The 24,997-nt window shown below is 68.9% G+C and carries 19 protein-coding genes; 9 read left to right on the forward strand and 10 right to left on the reverse strand.

Features of this window, described 5'->3' with window-relative positions:
• Positions 1-218: 218 nt before the first annotated feature.
• Together E8P82_RS09135 and E8P82_RS09140 are read right to left on the reverse strand one after the other, a co-directional pair.
• Positions 219-818, reverse strand: coding sequence for a GDSL-type esterase/lipase family protein (locus E8P82_RS09135; protein WP_136454210.1), 600 nt, complete (start codon positions 816-818; stop codon positions 219-221).
• 103 nt (positions 819-921) lie between these two features.
• A complete protein-coding gene (locus E8P82_RS09140) occupies positions 922-4,848 on the reverse strand; it encodes a multifunctional oxoglutarate decarboxylase/oxoglutarate dehydrogenase thiamine pyrophosphate-binding subunit/dihydrolipoyllysine-residue succinyltransferase subunit (RefSeq protein ID WP_136454212.1) in 3,927 nt (1,308 codons plus the stop codon).
• A gap of 176 nt (positions 4,849-5,024) precedes the next feature.
• On the opposite strand from E8P82_RS09140, the gene guaB1 reads away from it, so the two are divergent.
• From guaB1 to E8P82_RS09170, 6 genes are all read left to right on the forward strand, one after another.
• The gene (guaB1, locus tag E8P82_RS09145; protein WP_136454215.1) at positions 5,025-6,476 is read left to right on the forward strand and encodes a GMP reductase; all 1,452 of its coding nucleotides are present in this window, start codon (positions 5,025-5,027) and stop codon (positions 6,474-6,476) included.
• A gap of 310 nt (positions 6,477-6,786) precedes the next feature.
• Positions 6,787-8,208: a hemolysin family protein gene (locus tag E8P82_RS09150; RefSeq protein WP_136454217.1), complete on the forward strand. Its 1,422-nt coding sequence runs from the start codon at positions 6,787-6,789 to the stop codon at positions 8,206-8,208.
• The gene (locus E8P82_RS09155) at positions 8,205-9,302 is read left to right on the forward strand and encodes a hemolysin family protein (RefSeq protein ID WP_136454219.1); all 1,098 of its coding nucleotides are present in this window, start codon (positions 8,205-8,207) and stop codon (positions 9,300-9,302) included. Before E8P82_RS09150 ends, E8P82_RS09155 begins: the two co-directional genes overlap by 4 nt.
• A gap of 100 nt (positions 9,303-9,402) precedes the next feature.
• Positions 9,403-10,305 (forward strand): metal ABC transporter solute-binding protein, Zn/Mn family, encoded by a 903-nt coding sequence (locus tag E8P82_RS09160; protein WP_136454221.1) that lies wholly within the window; start codon positions 9,403-9,405, stop codon positions 10,303-10,305.
• A 47-nt stretch (positions 10,306-10,352) separates the two neighbouring features.
• Entirely contained in the window at positions 10,353-11,192 is an 840-nt protein-coding gene (locus tag E8P82_RS09165; RefSeq protein ID WP_136454224.1) for a metal ABC transporter ATP-binding protein, read from the forward strand.
• 3 nt (positions 11,193-11,195) lie between these two features.
• Complete coding sequence (locus E8P82_RS09170; RefSeq protein WP_136454227.1) at positions 11,196-12,107, forward strand: metal ABC transporter permease; 912 nt, start codon at positions 11,196-11,198, stop codon at positions 12,105-12,107.
• A 61-nt stretch (positions 12,108-12,168) separates the two neighbouring features.
• On the opposite strand, the gene E8P82_RS09175 is transcribed toward E8P82_RS09170, so the two are convergent.
• Positions 12,169-12,639, reverse strand: coding sequence for a Fur family transcriptional regulator (locus E8P82_RS09175; RefSeq protein ID WP_136454230.1), 471 nt, complete (start codon positions 12,637-12,639; stop codon positions 12,169-12,171).
• 79 nt (positions 12,640-12,718) lie between these two features.
• Here E8P82_RS09175 and E8P82_RS09180 point away from each other — a divergent pair, with 79 nt between their 5' ends.
• Positions 12,719-13,375, forward strand: coding sequence for an MBL fold metallo-hydrolase (locus tag E8P82_RS09180; protein ID WP_136454233.1), 657 nt, complete (start codon positions 12,719-12,721; stop codon positions 13,373-13,375).
• 8 nt (positions 13,376-13,383) lie between these two features.
• Here E8P82_RS09180 and E8P82_RS09185 read toward each other — a convergent pair whose 3' ends face one another.
• Positions 13,384-14,493, reverse strand: a complete 1,110-nt coding sequence (locus tag E8P82_RS09185; RefSeq protein WP_136454235.1) for a PLP-dependent cysteine synthase family protein — start codon at positions 14,491-14,493, stop codon at positions 13,384-13,386.
• Between the two features lie 187 nt (positions 14,494-14,680).
• Here E8P82_RS09185 and E8P82_RS09190 point away from each other — a divergent pair, with 187 nt between their 5' ends.
• Both E8P82_RS09190 and E8P82_RS09195 read left to right on the forward strand, forming a co-directional pair.
• Positions 14,681-15,508: a sulfurtransferase gene (locus E8P82_RS09190; RefSeq protein ID WP_136454237.1), complete on the forward strand. Its 828-nt coding sequence runs from the start codon at positions 14,681-14,683 to the stop codon at positions 15,506-15,508.
• A gap of 178 nt (positions 15,509-15,686) precedes the next feature.
• Entirely contained in the window at positions 15,687-16,112 is a 426-nt protein-coding gene (locus tag E8P82_RS09195) for an HIT family protein (RefSeq protein ID WP_136454240.1), read from the forward strand.
• A gap of 64 nt (positions 16,113-16,176) precedes the next feature.
• On the opposite strand, the gene hrpA is transcribed toward E8P82_RS09195, so the two are convergent.
• From hrpA to E8P82_RS09225, 6 genes are read right to left on the reverse strand one after another with little or no spacing between them, the layout of a single operon-like run.
• Positions 16,177-20,226: an ATP-dependent RNA helicase HrpA gene (gene hrpA / locus E8P82_RS09200; protein WP_136454243.1), complete on the reverse strand. Its 4,050-nt coding sequence runs from the start codon at positions 20,224-20,226 to the stop codon at positions 16,177-16,179.
• A gap of 34 nt (positions 20,227-20,260) precedes the next feature.
• The gene (locus E8P82_RS09205) at positions 20,261-20,785 is read right to left on the reverse strand and encodes a hypothetical protein (RefSeq protein ID WP_136454245.1); all 525 of its coding nucleotides are present in this window, start codon (positions 20,783-20,785) and stop codon (positions 20,261-20,263) included.
• Entirely contained in the window at positions 20,785-22,233 is a 1,449-nt protein-coding gene (locus E8P82_RS09210; protein WP_136454248.1) for a DUF58 domain-containing protein, read from the reverse strand. The genes E8P82_RS09205 and E8P82_RS09210 overlap by 1 nt, the downstream gene beginning before the upstream one ends.
• Positions 22,226-23,269: an AAA family ATPase gene (locus E8P82_RS09215; RefSeq protein WP_425456020.1), complete on the reverse strand. Its 1,044-nt coding sequence runs from the start codon at positions 23,267-23,269 to the stop codon at positions 22,226-22,228. The genes E8P82_RS09210 and E8P82_RS09215 overlap by 8 nt, the downstream gene beginning before the upstream one ends.
• On the reverse strand, positions 23,256-23,720 hold the full coding sequence (locus tag E8P82_RS09220) for a hypothetical protein (RefSeq protein ID WP_136454250.1): 465 nt from the start codon (positions 23,718-23,720) through the stop codon (positions 23,256-23,258). The genes E8P82_RS09215 and E8P82_RS09220 overlap by 14 nt, the downstream gene beginning before the upstream one ends.
• Positions 23,717-24,466 carry a DUF4129 domain-containing protein gene (locus E8P82_RS09225; RefSeq protein ID WP_136454253.1) on the reverse strand — a complete coding sequence of 250 codons (750 nt, stop codon included), beginning with the start codon at positions 24,464-24,466 and terminating at the stop codon, positions 23,717-23,719. Before E8P82_RS09225 ends, E8P82_RS09220 begins: the two co-directional genes overlap by 4 nt.
• Positions 24,467-24,997: the final 531 nt, after the last annotated feature.

The following is a 24,997-nucleotide window of genomic DNA, read 5'->3' on the forward strand; positions in this document are numbered from 1 at the left end:
GCGAGGAACACAGGAAGGTCCCCCGAAGCGAGAAGCCGCAGTGACGGCAATCACACGGGGACAGCATAGCGAACAATCGTTGCCTGCGTCACTCAGTGAGTGCCTGCCCGGCCATTCGTTATCCGCACGAGATCTTCGTACGGGAGCGGGCTCACGCACGGAACACGACGACGCCCCGGGGAGCGGAGGCTCCTCGGGGCGTCGTCGTGCACAGGTGGTTACTCGGGCGTCGGGATGTCCAGCCACTGGAACCAGCCCCGGTGCAGGACGAGCCAGGCCATGAGGCCGTATCCTGCCTGCCCCGGCAGGCCGCCATTGGCTGCCAGATCGGTACGCCACTGCTCGTGTGCCAGGAGGGGCTTGAAGGTATCGACGAAGACGTGCTTGCGCCGGGTCGTGACATCACCGAAGGCGGCCGAGAGATCGGCGAGCCGACGGTTCCGCTCCGCATCCAGACCGGGCGGAGGCCCGACCACGAGAGCCTTGACGCTCAGCTGGGATGCGCCGTCGAGGATATTCGCGAGATTCAGTCGGCTCCTCGCCGTGGAGAGGTCCAGATCGAGGTCACGCTCGGAGAGCCCGATCACCAACCGGTTCTCGTGACCCTCGGCGAACCGGCGGCCCGTCTCCTGCTGCCACCTGGCGGCCAGCGCCTCGGTGCCCTCACCGGGTGCGGCGAGGCTGTACGCCTCGACGACGGCGCTGTCGGCCCGGGTCCTGGCGAGCACCCGCCCGAACCAGCCCAGTGCCCGGGGATCACCGAGACCCGCGAGGAGTTCGTCACCCACTGCGGTGAGCCGGATTCTGCGTATGTCCACTGGTCCCTCGGTGTGCTGGTCTTGAGCGTGGTCCACGCCGGACGCCGGCCGGCCACTCGGGCTCGCCGGGTGGGAGGAACCCACCCGGCGTCGTGCTGGGGCGTCAGCGCCCGAAGACCTTCTTGACCAGGGCTTCCTGCTCCACGGCGTGGGTCTTCGCCGACCCCGTCGCGGTGGAGGCGGACGCCGGTCGAGAGGCCAGGCGTACCGGGCGGTCCAGCTCCGGGGGGAGATGCAGACCGATGAACGGCCACGGACCCTGGTTCGCCGGCTCGTCCTGCGCCCAGACGATCTCCGCCTTCGGGTAGGCGGCCAGCGCCTCCTTGATCTCCTCGAGCGGGAGGGGGTAGAGCTGCTCCACGCGGACGATCGCCGTCGTGCGGTCCTCGCTCTTCTCCCGTGATGCGAGCAGGTCGTAGTACAGCCTGCCGGAGACCAGGATCACGCGCTCGACGTCGTCGCCCGGAGTCTGCAGGGTATCCGGGATGACGGGTCGGAACGTGCCCTGCGTGAAGTCCTCGATCGAACTCGCCGCGGCCTTCAGGCGCAGCAACTGCTTGGGCGTGAACACGATCAGCGGTTTGTGCGGACGGCTGTAGGCGTGGCGGCGCAGCAGGTGGAAATGCGAGGCCGCGGAACTGGGGTTCGCCACCACCATGTTCTCCTCGGCGCACATCTGCAGGAACCGCTCGATCCGCGCGGAGGAGTGATCCGGGCCCTGACCCTCGTAGCCGTGGGGCAGCATCAGCACGAGGGAGGACCGCTGCCCCCACTTCTGCTCCGCCGAACTGATGAACTCGTCGATGATGGTCTGGGCGCCGTTGACGAAGTCACCGAACTGCGCCTCCCAGATCACGAGCGCGTCGGGACGCTCCACCGAGTAGCCGTACTCGAAGCCCATGGCGGCGTACTCGCTCAGCAGCGAGTCGTAGATCATGAACTTCGCCTGGTCCTCGGCGAGATCGTCGAGCGGCAACCATTCCTGGCCGGTGACGCGATCGTGGAAGACGGCATGGCGCTGCACGAAGGTGCCGCGACGCGAATCCTGACCCGCGAGCCGCACGGGCACACCCTCCATGAGCAGTGAGCCGAAGGCCGCCATCTCACCGAAGCCCCAGTCGATCCCGCCCTCGCGCGACATCTGCTCCCGCTTCTCGAGGAGCGACTTGAGTTTGGGGTGCACGGTGAATCCGTCCGGAATCGCGGTATGCGCCGCTCCGACACGCGCGAGCTGCTCCGCGCTGATCGCGGTGCGCGTCGCCTCGCGCTCCCCGTTTCCCGACTGCTGGGCGGAGGGTAGCTCGAGGTCCGCCACGGCGTGCAGATCATCCGTGACGATCGGCATGGGTGAGGTCTGCGCGGCATGCGTCTCGGCGAAGACCCGCTCGAGCCGCTCCTGGTAGTCACGCAGCGCCTGCTCGGCCTCCTCCTGCGTGATGTCGCCACGGCCGATGAGCGCCTCGGTGTACAGCTTGCGCACCGACCGCTTCGCCTCGATGAGGTTGTACATCATGGGCTGCGTCATCGAGGGATCGTCACCCTCGTTGTGGCCCCGGCGGCGGTAGCAGACCATGTCGATCACGACATCCTTCTTGAACCGCTGCCGGAACTGGTACGCCAGCTGTGCCACACGCACGACGGCCTCGGGATCGTCGCCGTTGACGTGGAAGACCGGCGCCTGCACCATCTTGGCCACATCCGTCGAGTACACCGAGGAACGCGAGGAGGTGGGGCTCGTGGTGAAGCCCACCTGGTTGTTCACGATCACGTGGACCGTGCCCCCCGTGCGGTAGCCGCGCAGCTGGGAGAGATTCAGGGTTTCGGCCACCACTCCCTGACCGGCGAAGGCGGCGTCACCGTGGATCAGCACCGGCAGGACGGGGAAGGACTCGCCCTGGTCGAGCAGATCCTGCTTCGCACGCACGATGCCCTCGAGGACGGAGTCCCCGGCCTCGAGGTGGGAGGGATTGGCCGCGAGGTAGACCTTCGTGCGGTTCCCGGCGTCGGAGGTGAAGGTCCCCTCGGTGCCGAGGTGGTACTTCACGTCGCCCGAGCCCTGCACCGAGCGGGGGTCCTGGGTGCCCTCGAACTCACGGAACACCTGGGCGTAGGTCTTGCCGGCGATGTTCGTCAGCACGTTGAGCCGACCGCGGTGCGCCATGCCGATGGCCACCTCGTCGAGGCCGTCGTCGGCCGCTCCGGAGAGCACGGCGTCGAGCAGGGGAATCAGGGACTCCCCGCCCTCGAGCGAGAAGCGCTTCTGCCCCACGAACTTGGTCTGGAGGAAGGTCTCGAAGGCCTCCGCCGAGTTCAGCTTCTCCAGGATGCGCAGCTGTACCTCGCGGTCCGGCTTCGAGTACGGATGCTCGAGCTCCTCCTGGAACCACTGCCGCTCCACCGGATCCTGCAGATGCATGTACTCGATACCCGTGGTACGGCAGTAGGCGTCGCGGAGCACACCGAGCATATGACGGAATTTCAGCATGGGCTTGCCGCCGAAGCCTCCCGTGGGCCACTCACGATCGAGATCCCACAGGGTCAGGCCATGCGTACGGATATCGAGGTCGGCGTGCTTGCGCTGGACGTACTCGAGCGGATTGGTGTCCGCCATGAGGTGCCCACGGACGCGATAGGCGTGGATGAGCTGCTGGATCCGGGCGACCTTGTTGATCTGCTCATCCGGATCCACCTGTATGTCGGCACTCCAGCGCACCGGCTCGTAGGGGATCCGGAGGGACTCGAAGATCTCGTCGTAGAAGTTCTGCTCACCGAGCAGCAACTGGTGGATGATGCGCAGGAACTCGCCGCTACCCGCGCCCTGGATGACACGGTGGTCGTAGGTGGAGGTCAGTGTGATGGTCTTGCTGATCGCGTGCTTGGCGAGGATCTTCTCGCTCGATCCCTGGAACTCCGCCGGGTACTCGAGGGCGCCGGCACCGATGATGCAGGCCTGGCCCTTGGACAGGCGCGGGACGGAGTGGACCGTGCCGATCCCGCCGGGATTGGTGAGGGAGACCGTGGTCCCGGCGTAGTCGTCCGCCCCGAGCTTGCCCGAGCGGGCCTTCTTCACGAGTTCCTCGTATGCGTTCCAGAACTCCGAGAAGTTCATGGTCTCGGCCTTCTTGATGTTCGGTACCACGAGCGAGCGCGTGCCGTCGGGCTTGGGCATGTCGATCGCGAGGCCGAAGTTCACGTGCGCGGGCTGCACGGACGACGGCTTGCCGTCGATGACGTCGTAGTACACGTTCTGGGACGGGAACTGCGCAAGTGCGCGGATGATCGCGTAGCCGATGAGATGCGTGAAGGAGACCTTGCCGCCACGGGCTCGTGCGAGGTTGCTGTTGATGACCACCCGGTTGTCGATCAGGAGCTTGGCCGGAATGGTCCGCACGCTCGTCGCGGTCGGGACGGTGAGGCTTGCCTCCATGTTGGTGGCGATCGCCTTGGCGGGGCCGCGGAGCACGCTGACCTTGTCCTCGTCCATCTGGTCGTTGCGGTCCGAGGCCGGCAGCTGGGCCGGGATGGGGGTGGCCTTCTTCTCTTCCTGGGCGTTCTCCTCGCCGGCTTTCTTCGCGGACTCCTTGGGTACCGGCGGCTTACCGCTCTGCTGGGTACGGGCCGGGCTCTCGCCCGAGGCCTTGGGCGCCTCTGCCTCGGTCTTCACGACCGGCAGTTCCCTGGTGGGCGGGTTCGACGTCGTGCGTCCGGCCTGGGCGCGGTCCGTCGCCGGTGCACCCGCCGATCCGTCAGAGGCTGCAGGGGCGACCACAGCAGCAGGTTCCGCGGCCGAGCCGACAGCGGCACGACCGCTCTCCGCGTCGTCCGAGGTATTCTTCGGCTGCGCTGCGGCCTTCGCATTCGCGTCGTCCGATTCCTTCGATGAGCCCTCTGCGTCGAAGGAATCGAAGAGTTCCCACCACTTCTTGTCGACCGAGTGGCGGTCCTTGCGGAATTGCTCGTACAGTTCGTCAACGAGCCACTCGTTCCCGCCGAAATCTTCAGGTAAACGGTGGCTGGTTTGTTCTGACACGTCGAATACGCCTCTTCCGTAAGTTGCCCTGAGCGCGAAGCGGTCAGCAGGATCGGCAGTTGCGCCTGGTCCGGACCCTGTCCAAGTGTAGTGACAGGATCGCGCAACAATCCAATCAGGTGCGCCACCGACTAGACTCCTTGCGGCTGTCCGACCGGCCCACGACAGGGAGAACCATGCGCTTCGTCAATCCGCCCACCACCGATCTCACCTACTCCGACGTGTTCCTCGTGCCGTCCGCCTCCGAGGTGATCTCCCGGTTCGACGTGGATCTTTCCTCCGATGACGGCACGGGGACCACGATCCCGCTCGTGGTCGCCAACATGACGGCGGTGACCGGCAGGCGCATGGTCGAGACGGTCGCGCGCCGCGGGGGCATCGGCGTCCTGCCGCAGGACGTACCGACGGAGGTCATCGCCGAGGTCACGCAGTGGGTCAAGGACCGTCACCCGATCTTCGAGACCCCGCTGAGTCTGGGGCCGAGTCATACCGTGATCGACGCGCTCCACCTCATGTCCAAGCGGGCGCACGGTGCCGTCCTGGTGGTCGACGACGCCGGCAGGTGCATCGGCCTGGTGGGGGCCGCCGACTGCGAGGGGGTGGACCGCTTCGCCTCGCTCGCGTCGGTGATGCGCCCGGCCCCGTCCGCGATCGAGGCCTCCGCGTTCGACGCGGACGGGCCAGCGGCCCTGCAGCGGGCGTTCGAGGAACTGGACCGTGGGCACGTCCCCCTGGCACCGGTGGTGCGCGACGGCGTCCTGGAGGGCGTCATCACCCGCACGGGCGCGCTGCGCTCCACCATCTACACCCCTGCCCTGGACGCGGCCGGCAAGCTCCGCGTAGCTGCAGCTGTCGGTATCAACGGCGATGTCGAGGCCAAAGCGACAGCCCTGCTCGACGCCGGCGTCGACGTCCTCGTCGTGGACACCGCGCACGGACACCAGCGCAAGATGCTCGATGCACTGGCAGTCGTGCGCGGGCTCGACCCGGACGTCCCGATCGTCGCCGGCAACGTGGTCAGCGCCGATGGCGTCCGTGATCTCGTCGCCGCCGGGGCCTCCATCGTGAAGGTCGGCGTCGGCCCGGGTGCCATGTGCACCACCCGCATGATGACCGCCGTCGGACGCCCGCAGTTCTCCGCCGTGCACGAGTGCGCGCAGGCCGCTGCCGAGCTCGGCGCCCACGTCTGGGCCGACGGCGGCGTACGCCACCCGCGCGACGTCGCCCTCGCGCTCGCTGCCGGTGCCTCCCAGGTGATGATCGGCTCCTGGTTCGCGGGAACGTTCGAGAGCCCGGGTGACCTCCATACGGACAATGACGGGCGGCGGTACAAGGAGAGCTTCGGGATGGCGTCCGCCCGCGCCGTGCAGAACCGCACACAGCACGACGACGTCTTCGCGCGGGCCCGGAAGGGTCTGTTCGAGGAAGGCATCTCCACCTCCCGGATGTACCTGGATCCTGCCCGCCCGGGCGTCGAGGACCTGCTGGACATGATCACGGCGGGCCTGCGCAGTTCCATGACCTACGCGGGAGCCACCTCGCTCGCCGAGTTCCGGGAGCGGGCCCTCGTCGGGATCCAGTCGACCGCCGGATACGAGGAGGGCCGCCCGCTGCAGCAGAGCTGGTGAGCGGGTCGGAACCGGTCCACTCCTGCGCCCGGGTACGCTACGAGCAGGATCTGTAGGGTTCCAGGCGTCGGAGCCGCTAAACTGGCCCTCTTATGGACAGCCCTTCTAGGAGCCGGCTCGACGCCGGCAATCCTTCCTCCCGTGCCCATGCGCTCGCTGCGTCCGACCCGGACCGGCCGTCCGGGACCGACCCGGTGACGGTCACGGCGATCCTCCCGACCGAATCCGCGGACCCTCTCGAACCCGGGCCGCTTCGCGTCCCAGGAAGTACTTCGGGGATGACCGCCTCCGGTACGGGAGGTCGGTAGCGGTGGAATGGATCTACCTGGCCGCGGGCCTGCTGCTCATCGCCGGTACCGGTTTCTTCGTCGCCGTCGAGTTCGCCCTCGTGGCACTCGACCAGACCTATGTCCAGCGGGCAGTGGACGATGGTGACACGCGGGCCGAGCCACTGCTGCGCTGTCTCAAGACGCTCTCCACGCAGCTTTCCAGCTGCCAGCTCGGCATCACCCTGACCACGCTGCTCACCGGGTACGTGATGGAGCCCTCCGTGGGCCGGCTGCTCGAGACCCCACTGGCGGCGCTCGGGCTGTCGGATGTGCTCATCGCCTCGACGTCGATCGTCATCGCCATGGTGCTGGCCACCCTGCTGTCCATGCTCCTGGGCGAGTTGGTGCCGAAGAATCTCTCGATCGCGCTGCCGTTCAGGGTCGGTCGCGCCCTGGCACGCCCGCAGCTGATGTTCACCTCCGTCTTCAAGCCCGCGATCATCGTGCTCAACGGTTTCTCGAACCGGGTCCTGAACATCTTCGGCCTGGAGGCCAAGGAGGAGATCTCGGGAGCCAGGACGGCATCGGAGCTCTCTTCCCTGGTTCGGCGGTCGGCGGAGATGGGCACGCTCGATCAGGGCACCGCGACCTTCCTGGCCAGGACCTTCAGCTTCTCGGAACAGACCGCGGCCGATGTCATGACACCGCGCATCAGGATGGAGGTCATCGACTCGGACCAGACGGTCGCCGACGTGGTCGAGGCGGCCCGCCGCACGGGCTTCTCGCGCTTCCCGCTGGTCGGTGACTCCGCCGACGACATCCGCGGCGTGGTCCACGTCAAGAAGGCCGTGGCCGTGCCACGGGACAAGCGCGCGGAGCTGCCGGCCGGCACGATCATCACCGATGTGCTGCGTGTGCCCGAGACCGTCCACCTGGACTCGCTGCTGAGTGAACTCCGCGAGGCGAATCTCCAGCTCGCCGTGGTGCTGGACGAATACGGGGGTACCGCCGGGGTGGTGACCCTCGAGGATCTCGTGGAGGAGATCGTCGGCGAAGTGGCGGACGAACACGATGCATCGAAGCCGGGTGTCCTGCAGAGCGCTGCGGGGGACTGGTTCTTCCCGGGTCTCATGCGCCCTGACGAGGTATCGGTGCAGATCCCGGGTATCGCCGTCCCGGACGAGGCCGGCTACGAGACGGTCGGTGGGTTCATGATGGCCGAACTGGGCCGCATCGCCGAGCCCGGTGATGTCGTTCAGCTCCCGTCCGGATCGTTGACGGTGGAGCGTATGGACGGCCGCCGTATCGACCGCATCCAGTTCCGTCCGGCGCCGCCTGCGGAGAACGACGACGCCGTCCTCCCCGAACACGAAGCGGTTCCGGCCGAAACTCCTGAGGAGCAGCGGCCGCGACCGGCCTTCGCGGGCAGTACGGGCAGCACGGCGATCAGGAGCGAGCGATGAGTGACTGGGTGGGAATCTTCTGGCTGGTCGTCCTGCTCCTCGGCAACGCCTTCTTCGTGGCCTCCGAGTTCGCGATCGTCTCCGCGCGGCGAAGCCAGATCGAGCCGCTTGCCGACGAGGGCTCGAAGCGCGCGAAGACGGCCCTGTTCGCCATGGAGCATGTCTCGCTGATGCTCGCCTGCTCCCAGCTCGGCATCACGGTGTGCTCGCTGCTGATCCTGCAGGTCGCCGAACCGGCCATCCACCATCTCTTCGTGGTGCCTCTCGAAGCGGTGGGCGTGCCTGTGGCGCTTGCCGGTGGCATCGCCTTCGCACTGGCCCTGGTACTGGTGACCTTCCTCCATGTGACCTTCGGCGAGATGGTGCCGAAGAACATCTCGGTGTCCGTGGCGGACAAGGCCGCCCTCGTCCTCGCGCCTCCGCTGGTGATGATCGCCCGCGTGGTGAACCCGGTCATCAGCTCGCTGAACTGGCTGGCGAACCACATCCTGCGCGCGCTGAAGGTGGAGCCCAAGAGCGAGCTGTCCTCGACCTACACGCTCGAGGAGGTGCAGTCGATCGTCGAGGAGTCCACCAGGAGCGGCCTGGTGGACGACGAATCGGGCCTCATCTCGGGCGCCCTCGAGTTCTCGGGCCAGACCGCGGAGACCACGATGGTCCCGTTCGACGAGCTGGTGACGGTGCGCACCGACGCCACTCCCGAGGATTTCGAGCGCGCGGTGGGCCGGACGGGTTTCTCCCGATTCGTCATGGTGGACGAGCACGGCAATCTGACCGGGTACATGCATCTGAAGGACGTCATGTCCCTCCCGCAGGCCGCGTACCGCAGGCCCATCACCGAGAACAGGGTGCGCACGCTCGCCAATCTGTCGGTGGACGACGAGATCGAGGACGCCCTGGCCGTCATGCAGGGCACGGGCTCCCACCTGGCGCGTGTGCTGGGCCCCGATGGTTCCACGCGCGGGGTCCTCTTCCTCGAGGACGTGATCGAACAGCTCGTCGGCGAGATCCGGGACGCGACCCAGAACCAGGGAGCGCGACGCAGCGGGAGTACGGCCCGCACGGAGAGCACGGAGGTGCGCGCCAGACGATGATCGCGGCATGACGCAGGGAACCACACGCCGACCGGGATGGGCTAAACTCGGTCCGTTATTGTAAACAGTTCTCATTAGCTCGATCGAGGTTCGAATGCCCATGTACCGCAGGTCGGCCCTGCCCGCGCTCCTCGCGGTGACCGTCCTCGCTCTCGTCAGCTGTGGCGGCGACGCAGGAAGTCCGGCCGTGCCGGACAGCGGCGACGACGCGATCTCCGTCGTGACCAGCACCGATGTCTTCGGCTACATCGCCGCGCGGGTGGGAGGACCGGAGGTGCAGGTGACGCCCATTGTCGACGGTCCCGGACAGGATCCGCACTCCTACGAACCCTCGGTGCAGGACAAGCTGACGGTGTCCAAGGCCGACCTCGTCGTCGACAACGGCGGTGGCTACGATCCCTTCCTCGGGCGGCTCGCGGAGGACACCGGCGTCGGACCCGTGCTGACCGCGGTGGAGCTGTCGGGGCTGGGACCGGAGGTTGCCAACGAGCACGTCTGGTACAGCCTTCCGGCCATGGAAGCCCTCGCCACTGCCATCGCAGAGGAACTCGCCCGTCTCGACGAGCCGAATGCGCAGGACTACCGCGCGCGCGCCGCCGCCTTCATCCAGGAGCTCTCTCCCATCAGGGACCGGCTCGATGATCTCGATGCGGACGGTCCCGGAGGCAGCGTCGGTGTCACAGAGCCCGTTCCGGTCTACCTCCTCGAGGCGGCCGGACTCGAGAACGTCACGCCCCCGGCCTTCACGGAGGCCATCGAGGAGGGCACCGATGTTCCGGTCGCCGCGATCGAGGAGATGACGACACTCGTCTCGAACGGCACGCTGGCCTTCCTCGCCTACAACGAGCAGACGGAGAGTCCGCAGACCGAGCTGGTGCGCTCGAGCGCGGACGAGGCCGGTCTTCCGGTGCTGGACTTCAGCGAGACCCTGCCCGAGGGCGAGGACTACGTGTCCTGGATGAGGGCCAACACCGAGAACATCGCAGCCGTCCTCGAACCATGAGGGGCGCACCACTCTCCTTCGCCCCCACGACAGACTGGAAGTCGCCCATGGCCTCGACGAACCCCGGACCGGCAGCACCGCCGAAGCAGGCCGCGGTCCGGCCGGCGGTCAGTCTGCGGGGAGCGGGGCTGTCCTTCGGCACTCGCACGCTCTGGCAGGGGCTCGACGTCGACATCATGCCCGGGGAGTTCCTCGCCGTCCTCGGGCCCAACGGGTCGGGCAAGACGAGCCTGCTGAAGGTGCTGCTGGGGCTGCAGGCGCTCGATGAGGGAACGGCCCTGCTCGACGGCCGGCCGGTGGCACGGGGATCACGGGCGCTGGGCTACATCCCGCAGCAGAAGTCCTTTCCCCCCGAGACCCCGCTCAGGGCACGCGATCTCGTGGGGCTCGGCGTCGACGGCCATCGCTGGGGGGTCCGCTGGAGGACGCAGGGCTACACCGAACGGGTGGATGCCCTCCTCGAGGACGTCGGGGCACGCTCCTACGCCGATACGCCGGTGGGACTCCTCTCCGGTGGCGAGCAGCAGCGACTCCGTGCCGCACAGGCGCTCGCGGCCGATCCCGCTGTTCTGCTCTGCGACGAGCCGCTGCTCTCCCTGGATCTGCACCACCAGCAGGCGGTCAGTGCGCTGATCAACCGGCAGTCCCACGAGAGGAACAGCGCCGTGGTCTTCGTGACCCACGAGATCAACCCCGTGATCGACTATGTCGACCGCGTCCTGTACCTGGCGGACGGCAGATTCCGGGTGGGAGCACCGTCCGAGGTCATGACGAGCGAGGTGCTCTCCGATCTCTACCGCAGCCCCGTCGAGGTCCTCGAGAGCAACGGCCGGATCGTCGTCGTCGGGCTGCCCGATGCCACGACCCACCATCACGAGGTCGTCTGAGGCGTGGACTTCCAGGAGGCCCTGGCGGCTGTCTTCACCTTCGACAACTACGCCGAGCTCCTGCCGCTCGTGCGCAACTCGCTGCTGGCAGGAGCCGTCCTCGGGCTCCTCGGCGGCCTGATCGGCGTCTTCGTGATGATGCGCGATCTCGCCTTCGCCGTCCACGGCATAGCGGAACTGTCCTTCGCCGGCGCCGCCTTCGCACTGCTCGTCGGGGCGAACGTGGTGGCAGGCTCCCTCGTCGGGTCGGTCCTCGCCGCCCTCGTCCTCGGGCTCATGGGTATCCGGGCCCGCGACAGGAACTCCATCATCGGGGTGGTGATGCCGTTCGGCCTCGGTCTGGGGATCCTCTTCCTCTCGCTCTACGAGGGCCGCGCTGCGAACAAGTTCGGGCTCCTCACCGGCCAGATCGTCTCGGTCGACGACGTGCAGCTGGGTCTGCTGGTGGGCAGCGCCGTCGTGGTGATCGTCGTCCTCGCGGCCATCTGGCGTCCGCTGACCTTCGCGAGCGCCGATGCGGATCTGGCCGAGGCACGCGGTGTTCCCGTTCGTGGTCTGTCGATCCTGTTCATGGTGCTGCTCGGCGTCGCCGTGGCCCTGTCCATCCAGGTGGTCGGTGCGCTGCTGGTGCTCTCGCTGCTCATCACGCCCGCTGCAGCGGCGCTGAAGCTCACCGCGGCTCCGGGGCGCGTCGTCGTCCTCAGCGTCGCGTTCGCCTGCGTCTCGGTGGTGGGCGGGATCCTGCTCGCCCTAGGCGGACGTGTCCCTATCAGCCCCTACGTCACCACGATCTCGTTCGCCATCTACCTGGCCTGCCGCCTGATCGCCTCACGCCGCGTCACCGGTACCGCCGGCCGCAGAACCGTCAGCGCCTCCGCCCGCGGCTCCGGGGTTTCCCCCACGCCGTCGACCTGAGCTGACAGCGCCGAGCGCTGAGCTGGTGTCGCCGCTCAGTCACCGGAGATCCCGGCAGCACTCAGGTGCGGTTCCGCAGCACCGTGCACTCGGGACACACGCCCTGGATCTCCACGGTGTGCGCGGCATCGGTGAAACCGTACTCGGCAGCGATGCGTCCGGCCCACTGCTCGACGGCGGGCGCCTCGATCTCCACGGCCCTGCCGCAGTACGTGCACAGGAGGTGATGATGGTGGTGCTCCACGGCGCACCGCCGGTAGACCGCCTCGTTGTCCGCATTGCGCAGGACGTCCACCAGGCCGTCGTCGGCCATGGACTGCAGGATGCGGTAGGCGGTGGGCAGCGAGACGGACGCTCCACGCTCGCGCAGCACCCGGTGCAGTTCCTGCGTGCTCACGAAGTCGTCGAGATCGTCGAGCGCGGCGCTGACCGCCCGACGCTGACGGGTCATGCGCTGTTCGGAGCCCCTGCGGACCGGGACCGGGGCGCCGGCGCCTGCCGCGACCGCACCGGGAACTGCTTCGGGCGTCATCTCACTTCCCTTCCGTGGGCCTGCCGGCGCCCTGCATGAGCTTCCAGATTATCAGCGGCGTCAGGGGTAGTGTGGGGCCATGCAGCTGACCAAGTTCTCCCATTCCTGCGTCCGGCTCGACCAGGACGGCTCCGTGCTCGTCGTCGACCCGGGTGGTTTCTCCGAGGTCGACGAGGCCCTCGATGGCGCCGACGTCATCCTGATCACCCACGAGCACCCGGACCACATCGACCAGGAGCGCGTGGTCGCGTTCCTGCAGGCGAACGCCGCCGTGGAGCTGTGGGCACCGGCCGGGGTGATCGACGCGCTCGGTGACGCACTCGACGGGGCCACCGACCGGCTGCACGCCGTGGGGGGCGGGGAGGAGTTCTCCGCCGCCGGGTTCGAGCTCAGGACCTTCGGGAACCAGCACGCGCTGATCCACCCGCTGATCCCCGTGGTCGGCAATGTCGGCTTCCTGATCAACGGCTCCCTCTACCACCCGGGCGACTCGTTCACCGTGCCGGACGGTGTGGAGGTCCGGACGCTCCTCGTGCCCGTGCACGCTCCGTGGTCGAAGCTCTCGGAGGTCGTCGATTTCGTCATCGCGGTCAGGGCACCGCGTGCCTTCCAGATCCATGAGGCGCTGCTCAGCAAGCCGGGTCTCGATCTCTTCGAGGGCAATCTGACGCGGCTCGCCGAGCCCTTCGGGACGGCCTTCAGGCATCTGGCACTCCGCGAGTCCGTCGACCTCTGACGGCGGTCTCAGCCGGGGTACGCGCCTGCTCCGTCCAGCGTCGGCGGCCAGGAACCGGTGGCGAAGAAGTCCTCGAGGACAGCCAGCGCACCCGTCGGGTCCAGGCCGCGGTTCGCCAGCCAGGCGTCGTCGTCGTACGTTGCCGCGTAGCGGTCCCCGGAGTCGCACATCAGCGACACGATGCTCCCGGTGCGTCCCTCGGACACCAGATCGGCCACCAGCTGCCAGACACCCCAGAGGTTCGTGCCGGTGGAGGGCCCGGCATGCAGACCGGTGAGCGTGCGCAGGTGCCGGGCGGCAGCGACCGACGCCGCGTCCGGGACCTGGATCATGGTGTCGATCACGCTCGGGACGAAGCTCGGCTCCAGGCGTGGCCTGCCGATCCCCTCGATGCGGGAGGGACGCCCGCTCGGCCGGGAGCCGGGGTTGGCCCACGCCGGGTAGAAGGCGGAGTTCTCCGGGTCGACGACGGCGAGCCGCGTGGGGTGCCGGTGGTAGCGCAGGTACCTCCCGATGGTGGCGCTCGTACCCCCTGTGCCGGCGCCGACGACGATCCAGGCAGGCAGCGGGTGCGGTTCGAGGCTCAGTTGGCCGAAGATCGATTCGGCGATGTTGTTGTTGCCGCGCCAGTCCGTGGCCCGCTCGGCGAACGTGAACTGGTCCATGTAATGACCCCCGGTCCGCCGGGCCACGGCTTCGGCCTCGGCGTAGACGTCCGAGGCGTGCTCGACGAAGCGGCACGTACCGCCGTACTGCTCGATCAGCGTGATCTTCTCGGGACTCGTGGTGGCCGTCATGACCGCGACGAACTCGAGGCCGAGCAGCTGTGCGAAATAGGCCTCGGAGACCGCGGTGGACCCGCTGGAGGCCTCCACGATGATGGACCCCTCCGTGATCCAGCCGTTGACGAGGCCGAACAGGAACAGCGAGCGGGCCAGGCGGTGCTTCAGGCTTCCCGTCTGGTGTGTCGACTCGTCCTTGAGGTAGACCTGCACGCCCCAGTGCTCCGGGAGCGGCACCGCGAACAGATGCGTATCGGCGGATCTGTTGCTGTCGGCCTCGATGCGCCGCACGGCGTCGTCGGCCCATGATCTGTCCGCGGAGCTGAACCGTGCCATCGGGCCAGCGTACAAGCCGCACCCCGATCCGGCGGACGCGGGCGGCGGACGAGCACCGATGGGTGCGGGCACAGATCGGCGCGGACACTTCTTGGTGCACGCCCGCCGGTGTGGTGGACTGGCGTGCATCAGGACCGGTACGCGAAGGACCTCGCGTGCCGGTCATCCGTTCCGACAGGAGATCTCGATGAAGACTCTGATGGATGTGCAGGAACTGCAGGACCGGATGACCTCCGGCGCGCAGCTGATCCTGCTCGACGTGCGCTGGGCCCTGGGCGATCCCCACGGCCATGAGAACTACCGTGAAGCCCACATCCCCGGTGCCGTGTACGTGGACCTGGAGACCCAGCTGTGTGCCCCGGGCGGCCCGGGTCTGGGGCGCCATCCGCTGCCGGACGCCGAGGCGTTCCAGGAATCGGCCCGGCAGTGGGGGCTCGACGACGACTCCACCGTGGTGGCGTACGACGACTCCGGCAATCTCGCGGCGGCCCGCCTCTGGTGGCTCCTGCGCGACGCCGGCTTCGGCTCCGTCAGCCTGCTCGACGGCGGCCTGAGCGCCTGGCGTGCTGCCGGCTTCGACGTGGAGGGCGGTCAGGAGCAGCACTGCGTGGGCTCCGTGACCCTCTCCAGCGGGCACATGCCCGTCGTGTCGATCCCGGATCTGCTCGATGACGCCTCGGTGGACGTCGTGCTCGACGCCCGCGCGGGTGACCGCTTCCGCGGCGAGCAGGAGCCCGTGGACCCGAAGGCCGGCCACATCCCGGGTGCCGTGAGCGCCCCCACCGCGGAGAATCTCGGCCCGGACAGGCGCTTCCGGTCCGCCGCGGACCTCCGCCGCCGGTTCAGTGCACTCGGCGCCGACCAGGGGAACGTGGCGGTGTACTGCGGCTCGGGGATCACCGCCGCACACGAGATCGCCGCACTGGAGATCGCCGGGATCAGCGCGTCGCTCTTCCCGGGGTCCTGGTCGCAGTGGTCCACCACCGAGGGGCTGCCCGTCGCTACCGGCGCCTGAGCGGGCAGTACGCCCCCGTGCCGGTCCGGCGGATCACCACTGGTCCGCCTGGTCCGGTCGCGGTAGCGTCGAGGGCATGCACCCAGGACGCCCCGCACCACCACCGCTGCGCGGCCGTGTGCGGCTGCCGGGCGGCTCCGACCGGAGCTCGCCGCCCACCGATACATCAGGAGCACCCATGGCGACCATGTTCACGAAGATCATCGACGGTGAGATCCCGGGGAGGTTCATCTGGCAGGACGACGACGTCGTCGCCTTCCTGACGATCGCACCCATCACCCCCGGCCATACCCTCGTGGTCCCGCGGCGGGAGATCGTGCACTGGCTGGAGGCCGAGCCGGAGCTGCTCTCCAAGGTGATGGCGGTCGCCCAGAGGATCGGCCAGGCGCAGGAGAAGGCCTTCGACGCGCGGCGCGTCGGTGTCCTCATGGAGGGCTACGAGGTGCCGCACTTCCACGTCCACGTATGGCCCACGCAGTCACCCGCGGACTTCGACGTCAAGCGTGTGGATCTCTCCCCGGATCCCGCGGCGCTGGACGAGGCGGCACAGAGACTGCGCGACGCCCTGCGTGACGCCGGCCAGGGGGAGTACGTCTCCGACTGACTCCTCACTGCGACCGGCTCCTCACCGGCCCCGGCGCTGAGCCGTCGGGGCCGGTGACGCCGTGCTATCGGCGCGCCTCGGCGAGAGCCTCGTTCAGCGCCGTCCGGATCCGCTTCTCCGACACCGAATAGGCCGTCCCGAGATCCTGGGCGAACAGACTGACCCGCAGTTCCTCGATCATCCACCGTATGCGCCTGAGAGAGGGCGGACGGTACCGGCCCGCGGCCAGGGATGCGGCGGCGTCGTCGTAGTCGTCCTCGAGGCGCTGGACGGTGGCCATCGAGAGGCCGTCGCGCTGCACGTTCGTGGGGAGCTTCTCGAGCCTGATCTCGATCGCCCGCAGGTAGCGGGGGAGCTGGGCGAGCTGCGCATAGCCTGTCGCGGCGACGAAACCCGGGTACACGAGGTGCTCCAGCTGACTCCGGATGTCGTTCAGCGCCGTGATCAGCGCCAGACTCGTGGTGCCCTTGAGCTGCTTCTGGATGCGCCGCGTACTGGAGAGCACCTTCTCCACCGTCGCCGTCACGGTGAACACCGTATCGATGAGCTCGGCGCGCACCATTTCGTAGAGTCGGTCGAAGGCGTCCTCGCTCCAGGGAAGCTCCGCGGGGACGAGCTTGTCGATGGCCGCCAGGGTGCAGTCGCCGATCAGCTCGGCCACGCTCCCGTGCGGGTTCTGGCTGAACGTGAGCTTCTCCGTGTTGCTCAGGTGCTCCAGTATGTACTTCGCCGGGCTCGGGATGCGCAACGCCAGGAGCCTGATGATCCCTGCGCGCATGACGGTGGCCTGTTCACTCGCCGTCGGGAGGACCCGCAGCCCCACCGAGGTGCCCTCGTCCACGATCGCGGGGAAGCCCGTCACCCGGTGGCCCGCGACGGAGCGCGAGATCTCACGCTCCACGGTGCCGAAGACCCAGGTCCTCTCGCCGGTGCGCTCGGCCACGGCAGGAGCCTCCGCGAGGGCGACGCCACCGCCTGAGCCGGCAGCGGGACTGGCGGCAGCGGACGCTGCGCGGCTCGCGTCCCTACCGGTGCCCTGCCCACCGCCGGTCTGCCTGCCAGCCGGTCCCGTTCCGGCGCGTGGCCGACCCGGTCCTCCACGGCCCGCTCTTCCACGCCCCGGTGTGGCCGCCGGACGCGTGCTGCCCGGCGTCGCTCCCAGGGATTGCGCGATGGCCCGGCTGACGGCGGGGGCGAGGGACTCCTTGAGTGCTTCCAGATCGCGGGACTCGTCCAGGACGCGCCCGTCGGCGTCAACCACCCGGAACCTCATCAGCAGGTGCTGCGGGACGGCGGACCAGTTCCAGGAACCCGGAGGGATGATCTGGCCGCGTGCACGGCGCAGGACGAGCTCCAGCGACGTCTCGAGGTCGTCGTGCGCGGGATCCGCATCCGCGGCCAGGGCCGCGACCGCGGTACGGGCGACGTCGGGAGCCGGGACGAAGTTCTTCCTTACCTGCTTGGGCAGCGATTTGATGAGGGCCGTGACGAGTTCCACGCGCTGGCCGGGGATCTGCCAGCGGAACGGCCCCGCGTCGAGCTGATTGAGGAACAGGACGGGGATGGTGACGGTCACGCCGTCGTGCGCCCCCGGTGTCAGCGGCGAGAACTCATAGGTCAGCGGGAGCTCGAACCCCCCCTGGTGCCATGTGGTCGGGAACGCCGTCTCGTCGAGCTCGGCGGCGTCGTCGCTGCGGAGCTGGTCAGGGTCGAAGTCGAGCAGGTCGGGACGATCGTGGCGTGCCTTCTTCCACCAGGAGTCGAAGTGCCGCTCCGAGACCACGTCGGGACCGATGCGCTGGTCGTAGAACTCGAACAGGGTCTCGTCGTCCACCCGCAGGTCCCGGCGGCGCAGGCGGTTCTCGAGCTCCTCCACCTCGGCCAGCCGTGCCTGGTTGCGGCTGAAGAAGGTGTGGTGCGTCTTCCAGTCGCCCTCCACGAGAGCATGGCGGATGAACAGTTCCCGGGCGAGCTCGGGATCGATCCGGCCGTAGTTGATGCGCCGCTGCGGGACGATCGGCACGCCGTAGAGCGTGACCTTCTCGTACGCCATGACCGAACCCATCTTCCGGGACCAGTGCGGTTCGCTGTAGGAGCGCTTCACCAGGTGCGGTGCCACCTGCTCGGCCCACAGCGGATCGATACGCGCCACCACGCGCGCCCACAGCCGCGAGGTCTCCACGAGCTCCGCGGCCATGACCCAGTCGGGGGACTTCTTGAACAGCGACGAACCCGGGAAGATCGCGAAGCGGGTACCACGCGCTCCGGCGTACTCCCGCTTGCGCTGGTCGTACAGGCCGATGTTGCTCAGCAGGCCCGCCAGGAGGCTGATGTGGATCGGCTCGTGCAGGCCCACAGGATCCACGGGGCCGGAGTCCAGCGTGATGCCCAGCGGTTTCGCGAGCTGGCGCAGCTGCTGGAACAGATCCTGCCACTCCCTCACGCGCAGATAGTTGATGAACTCCGCCCGGCAGAGTTTGCGGAACTGCGTGGAGGACAGTTCGTCCTGCTTCTGCTGCAGATACCGCCACAGATTCAGATAGGCCGTGAAGTCCGAGTTCTCGTCCACGAAGCGCTTGTGCTTCTCCGCGGCCTGCTGCTGCTTGGCGGGCTGGTCCGCCGAGGGTCGCTCCCGCGGATCCTGGATGGTCAGGGCGGCGGCGAGAACCATCACTTCCTTCACCGCCCCGCGCTCGCCCGCCTCGACGATCATGCGTCCGAGGCGTGGATCCACGGGCAACTGGGCGAGCTTGCGTCCCACGGGGGAGAGGCCGCCGTCGTCCTTCAGGGCTCCGAGCTCGCGCAGCAGGGTCACGCCGTCGTTGACGGCCTTCGACTCCGGAGGTTCCACGAACGGGAAGTCCGCGATGTCCTTCGGCCCGCGCGTGACGCCCAGCGCCGCCATCTGCAGGATGACTGCGGCGAGTGAGGTGCGCAGGATCTCGGGTTCGGTGAAGGGACGGCGGGCGGCGTAGTCCTCCTCCGAGTAGAGCCGGATGGCAATGCCGTCGGAGACGCGGCCGCTACGGCCCGAGCGCTGGTTCGCCGACGCCTGCGACACACGCTCGATCGGCAGGCGCTGCACCTTCGTACGGTGCGAGTAGCGGGAGATGCGCGCCGTCCCGGTGTCGATCACGTACTTGATGCCGGGCACGGTCAGGGAGGTCTCGGCCACGTTGGTCGCGAGCACGATCCGCCGGTGACTGCCCGTGGGGCGGAAGACGCGGTGCTGTTCCTCGAGCGAGAGCCGGGCGAACAGGGGCAGCACCTCCGTACCACGCAGGCGCGGGGTCGACTGGATCCTGGCGCGCAGCACCTCTGCGGCGTCGCGGATCTCGCGCTCGCCGGAGAAGAACACGAGGATGTCTCCCGGCGCCTCCAGCGAGAGCTCGTCGACGGCGTCGGCCACGGCGTCGAGCGGGTCGCGTTCCTCCTCCAGCTCACTGTCCGCGCCGCTCGCGGTATCGCCGTCGTCGAGCCCGCCCGGCGGCTGGTCGAGGGGCCGGTACCGGATCTCCACGGGGTAGGTGCGGCCGGAGACCTCGATGATCGGTGCCGGCGAGGTGACCTCGACGGCGGCGTCGGCCACGAAGTGCGCGGCGAAGCGCTCGGGGTCGATGGTGGCCGAGGTGATGATGACCTTCAGGTCCGGGCGCTGCGGCAGGATGCGCTTGAGATACCCGAGGATGAAGTCGATGTTCAGGCTGCGCTCGTGGGCCTCGTCGATGATGATGGTGCTGTACTTGCGCAGCAGCCTGTCGTGCTGGATCTCGGCCAGCAGGATGCCGTCGGTCATGAGCTTGAGCTTCGTCCTGCGGCCCACGGACCCGGTGAAGCGTACCTGGTAGCCCACCTCCTCGCCGAGGGTCACCTGCAGTTCCTCTGCGATGCGCTCGGCCACGGTGCGGGCGGCGAGCCGACGCGGCTGGGTGTGGCCGATCATGCCGTGCTCGGCAAGGCCCAGCTCGAGGCACATCTTGGGGATCTGGGTGGTCTTTCCCGAGCCGGTCTCCCCGGCGATGATGACGACCTGGTTCGCGGCGATCGCGGCCATGATGTCCGCGCGGCGTTCCGAGACGGGGAGATCGGCGGGGTAGGAGATTGTCAGTGCCATAGTTGCCTACCAGTCTAGTTCCCCGTCTCCTGCGTCATCGGGGCGTGCGTCCCACCAGCCACAGGGACCAGCCACTCACGGCCGCCACGCCCGCGATCACCACGGCGAGATTCGAGCCATCATCGTCGAGGAGCAGCGCGAGGACCGCGACGGGCTGCGCGACGGCCTGGATGCGCAGGTAGGACAGGGCCAGCTCCCGCAGTGCCAGGAGGCTGATCCAGCCGTGACGCGGCAGGGGCAGGAGCAGCAGATACAGCACGAAGAGCAGATGGAGGCCGGCGACGAAGACGGGAAGCCAGGGCCACCCGGACGGCGTACTGACGGCGTAGGGCACCACCAGCAGGAGCAGGGAGAGGCAGACGAGACCGGTGGAGGGCAGGACCGCCGCGACCACGGCCACGACGAGGGGGAGTGCGAGCCACGCGGAACCGCCCCACACCACTGCTCCGAGCAGGACAGCGACCAGGGCGGCGGTGCAGCGTACTGTCCAGAGGGGCAGGAGTCCTCCGCGATCGGGAACTGCGCGTACACCGGCGGGCTGCGCCGCGCGACGTGCCATCAGCGGATGCCCCGTGCCGTGCCGGGGGCAGCGGACAGGCCCGCACCCCTGCGGGACTGGCGTGCCAGCAGCCGAAGGCCGGTGTCGAGATCCGTCCCGGCGGCGTCCGGCAGCGGTGCGCCGTGCTCGCGCTCGGACTGCCGGCCGGGTTCATCCTGCACGGACCCGGACAGGACGGTGATCCCCTCGGTCTGCAGGTCCTCCAGCAGCAGCCGACGTCGCAGGAGGGTCAGGCGGACGGTCTGGTCCTGCGCCCTCGAGGACTCGGTACGCTGCAGCACGGGCACGCAGTCCACGCCGATCACCGGGTGGCCCTGCGCGTGCCAGAGACGCAGCAGCCGCGCAGGCTCCTCGTCGAGGAACGCGGAGAAGATGATCACCACCGCTCCCTGGGGTGGGACGGGATCGCGGCGGTGCCGGCGGCGCGGCACCACGGACATGCCCGCAAGACGGGTGCGGATCTGCTCGAGCTGTCGTGATCCCGCTGCCGAGCGCAGGGGTCGGCGCGTACCGGAGAGATCATCGAGCCCCACACGGTCTCCTGCAGCGAGATACGACGCCGCGACAGTGGCAGCCGCAGTCCTGGCAACATGCAGCGAGCCCTGCCCGAGGGTGGACGTGCCGGCCGCGAACCAGTCCTCGGTGGACGCCGGCAGATCGTTCGCCCGGTCGACGACCAGGACCACCGAGGCCTCGGCGTCGGCGAAGGTCCGCCGCACCATGAGCATGTCCTGGTCGGTGGAGCGGCGCGCCGTGGCACGCCAGTCGATGCGCCGCTGCTGGTCCCCCGGCTGCATCGGGGCGATGGATCTCAGCTCGCCGCCCTCACCCGGGCGTCTCGAGGTGTGGGATCCGCTGAGTCCGCTCAGACGTCTGGACACCGGCCGGGCGAGCGTAGGACCTACCTGCGGCAGCACGCTGACCCGGACCGGCGGCGCCTGCACGAAGTCCGTGGGTCTCACCACATCGGCGGAGACTCCGGCCGAGCCGTAGGACAGCACCGCGATCTCGCCGGAGACCGGGATGTCCGCGACCAGGGGGCACTCCTCGTCCGCCTGCAGGACCAGACCGTCGGCGGGACACCCGGGAGCGGCCAGGGTGATGGCCACGAGCGACGGCGCCGCCAATGTCTTCGTGGGCTCTTCCTTGGGCCGGGGCGTGAGCAGGAGCCGGAGGGTGCTGGTGCTGCGGGTCAGGTGCCGATCGGTGGAGATCAGGACCAGGGGCTCGGTCCCACTGCGTGCTCCGGTCCTGTGATCCCGGCCGGACAGGGCGAGGAGGGCGAAGGGGACGGCCAGGGCCACGGTCCCCGGACGCCCCGGGACGAGGCCGGCGACGACACAGATCAGCGTGAGGATCACCGCGAGCGCCCAGCCGGGGGAGCGGGTGGCGCCCCTGCCCCTGGCCGTGCTGCCCCTGGCCAAGCCCGGCCCTGTGTCCCTAGCCATGCTGTCCCTGGTCACGCGGCACGGTCGATGGCGTGGGAACCTCGGCCAGGACGTCCTGGACCACCCGCTCCGTCGAGACTCCCTGCGCCCAGGACGACGGCGTCAGGGTGAGTCTGTGGGCGAGGACGGCGACGGCGGACTCCTTCACGTCCTCCGGAAGCACGAAGGAGCGACCGTCCAGCACGGCGAGCGCCCGGCCCAGCAGAACCAGGGCCTGGGAACCGCGGGGGGAGGCGCCGACGTCGATCGCCGGGTGCGTACGCGTCGCGCCGGTGAGTCGCACGGCGTAGTCGATGACGTCGTCGTCCACGTCCACGGTCTCCACGGCGGCCTGCAGGGCCAGCAGTCCCTCGGCGGTGATGACGCTCTCCACGTCGGTGGCGTCCCGACGTCGCCCGATGCGGCGGGCGATGATGTCCTGTTCGCCGCCCGGGCCGGGGTAGCCGAAGCGCAGCCGGACCATGAAGCGGTCCAGTTGGGCCTCGGGCAGAGGGTAGGTGCCCTCGAACTCGATGGGATTCGAGGTCGCGAAGACGTGGAAGGGACGGCGGAGCAGCAGGGTGGTGCCCTCTGCCGAGACCTGACCCTCGGCCATGGCCTCCAGCAGGGCGGACTGGGTCTTCGGGGAGGTCCGGTTGATCTCGTCGGCCAGGAACAGACCCGCGAAGATCGGTCCGGGCCTGAACTCGAACTCCCGCGTGGCCGGATTGAAGATCGAGGAGCCCGTGACGTCCGAGGGCAGCAGATCCGGGGTGAACTGCAGACGCCGGAAGTCCAGGCCGAGGGCCTGCGCGAGGGTCTTGGCCGCGAGGGTCTTGCCGAGACCGGGCAGGTCCTCGAACAGGACGTGTCCACCGGCGAGCACTGCCGCGAGCGCGAGGCGCAGCGGCTGGGCCGCGCCCACGACGACGGTCCCCGTGGTCCCGAGCACCTCGCGTCCGATACGCGCCGCCTGAGCCGGTTCCATGACGGAAGCGGACGTCGAGTCGGTGCCATCGACCACCGTGCGGGTGCTCCCCGGATCAGGGTTCGTCATGGGTTCTCCTGGTGGGTACGGGCGGGTCGCGGTGCAGCATGACCTCTTCGAGGTCGTCGATGATGGTCCGGAGTTCGCGGTGCCCGAGTTCGGCGGGCACGGGGCCGGCGGCGAAGGCGGCGAGCGTGGTGGGCACAGGTGCCGACCCGCGCGCTGCGACGACTGCGCGGGCGATCGTGTGGGTCTCGAGGATCGCGCGCGTACCGGGTTCGCTCGCGGAGAGGGAGAACTCCAGGGCCTGCAGATCCGCCAGGCCGGTCACCGGACGGGGAAGGGGAGCCAGTGCCGGCCGCGGCGCGTCGACGGACTCCAGGACGCCGTTGGCGATCCCCGCGGTGAGACCTGCGCCGACGAGGACCACGGCGTGCGCGGGGTCGAGTCCGAAGAACCAGCCGGCCACGAGCCCGAGGACGGTCAGGACAGCGGTGATCACCCAGGCCGAGGGCTTCATCGGCGCACCGGACGGTCGCTCGGGACAGCGGCCGCCAGCAGCCGGATGCTCCGGAGTGCGATCTCGCGATCGGCGGCGCCGAGGGCATCACGCCCGTCGTGGTGGCTGCGCGCGAAGCGGGCACGCTGGTACAGGCGGTTGAGAGTGGTCAGTGGCTCCACGGGCAGGTCGAGGGCCGTTGCGGCCGCCGAGGCGAAGTCCGACGTCGTCTGGGTCGGGCGGCGCGGTAGCCCCGCCCGGGCGCACAGCCGCTCGAAGTCCAGCCAGCAGCGGATCACGGCGTCGGAGGCATCGGCGTCCTGTATCAGGAGCTGCTCGGCGGTGCGGGTCCAGGTGGGCAGGGCCTCGGCGACGGGATCGAGAGCACTTGGCGGGCGAACCTGTGCCTCGTCGAGACTCCCGCCCCTGATCGTCGGGCGGGACCTCAACCGCAGAAGATACCGCACCACCAGGGCCAGCAGGGAGACGGCCAGCAGGAGGAGGACCGCCATGGTCAGATCCGGGTCGATCACGATGCGGTCGCCGTCGTCGATCAGTGGTGCCGGGGTCCCCTCGGCGGAGGGCGTGGGAGTACTCACGGATTCCACCGGCTCCACGGTCCCATCGATGACCGGCCGCGCGGAGAACGTGCCCACGGACGCGGCCGCCAGGATGGCCAGGAGGAGTACGACGACGGTGAGAACATACGGTGCACGGGCAGGCCCTGTCCTCGGGCCGCCAGGACGCGCGGTGCGCTTCGTTCCCACGATCCCCCTGCCGGTGGTTGCTGTCCGGGCCCGGTGGGCCGCGTGCTGTGGAGCCTACCAAAGCTCTTGCACCGCTGGACCGGGGTCCGACGGCGGTCCGGGTCGCGGGTCCGGGTGCCTCTGGTCGGCGGTCGATCCCACGTGTGGCCTCGCTTCGGTGGGATCAACAGGTCCTTCCCTGACATCAGCGGCCAGCTGTGGGATCGGAGGGTGCATCCGCGCCGATCTCCCACTTTTCGGACGCCAGCTGTGGGATCGACCGGTCGACGGCGGTCGATCCCACTCTTCACGCAGCTTCCGCGGGGTTGGCTGCTCCTTCCCGGACGTCAGCGGCCAGCTGTGGGATCGGAGGGTGCATCCGCGCCGATCTCCCACATTCCGGAGACCGTGATGGCCCACTCCTGTCCTCACATGCCCGAGACCTTGACCGAGAGCTCTTCCTCGAGGTCGCGAGTGTCGAAGACATTCCGAACGGGTTCGTTCACGGGCCGGTACGCCAGGACGATCGCTCGAGTATCCACGGGTCTCGCC

Origin of the sequence: Arthrobacter echini (genome assembly GCF_004803505.1) — a bacterium.
GTDB lineage: Bacteria > Actinomycetota > Actinomycetes > Actinomycetales > Micrococcaceae > Arthrobacter_D > Arthrobacter_D echini.

Excerpts from the sequence above, each read along its gene's own strand:
- E8P82_RS09190 (WP_136454237.1), top strand. The coding sequence starts at position 14,681 with ATGAAGACTCTGATGGATGTGCAGGAACTGCAGGACCGGATGACCTCC.
- E8P82_RS09155 (WP_136454219.1), top strand. The coding sequence starts at position 8,205 with ATGAGTGACTGGGTGGGAATCTTCTGGCTGGTCGTCCTGCTCCTCGGC.
- E8P82_RS09220 (WP_136454250.1), bottom strand. The coding sequence starts at position 23,720 with ATGAAGCCCTCGGCCTGGGTGATCACCGCTGTCCTGACCGTCCTCGGG.
- E8P82_RS09160 (WP_136454221.1), top strand. The coding sequence starts at position 9,403 with ATGTACCGCAGGTCGGCCCTGCCCGCGCTCCTCGCGGTGACCGTCCTC.
- E8P82_RS09210 (WP_136454248.1), bottom strand. The coding sequence starts at position 22,233 with ATGGCTAGGGACACAGGGCCGGGCTTGGCCAGGGGCAGCACGGCCAGG.
- E8P82_RS09215 (WP_425456020.1), bottom strand. The coding sequence starts at position 23,269 with ATGACGAACCCTGATCCGGGGAGCACCCGCACGGTGGTCGATGGCACC.
- E8P82_RS09205 (WP_136454245.1), bottom strand. The coding sequence starts at position 20,785 with ATGGCACGTCGCGCGGCGCAGCCCGCCGGTGTACGCGCAGTTCCCGAT.
- E8P82_RS09165 (WP_136454224.1), top strand. The coding sequence starts at position 10,353 with ATGGCCTCGACGAACCCCGGACCGGCAGCACCGCCGAAGCAGGCCGCG.
- E8P82_RS09185 (WP_136454235.1), bottom strand. The coding sequence starts at position 14,493 with ATGGCACGGTTCAGCTCCGCGGACAGATCATGGGCCGACGACGCCGTG.
- E8P82_RS09175 (WP_136454230.1), bottom strand. The coding sequence starts at position 12,639 with ATGACGCCCGAAGCAGTTCCCGGTGCGGTCGCGGCAGGCGCCGGCGCC.
- E8P82_RS09195 (WP_136454240.1), top strand. The coding sequence starts at position 15,687 with ATGGCGACCATGTTCACGAAGATCATCGACGGTGAGATCCCGGGGAGG.
- E8P82_RS09180 (WP_136454233.1), top strand. The coding sequence starts at position 12,719 with ATGCAGCTGACCAAGTTCTCCCATTCCTGCGTCCGGCTCGACCAGGAC.
- guaB1 (WP_136454215.1), top strand. The coding sequence starts at position 5,025 with ATGCGCTTCGTCAATCCGCCCACCACCGATCTCACCTACTCCGACGTG.
- hrpA (WP_136454243.1), bottom strand. The coding sequence starts at position 20,226 with ATGGCACTGACAATCTCCTACCCCGCCGATCTCCCCGTCTCGGAACGC.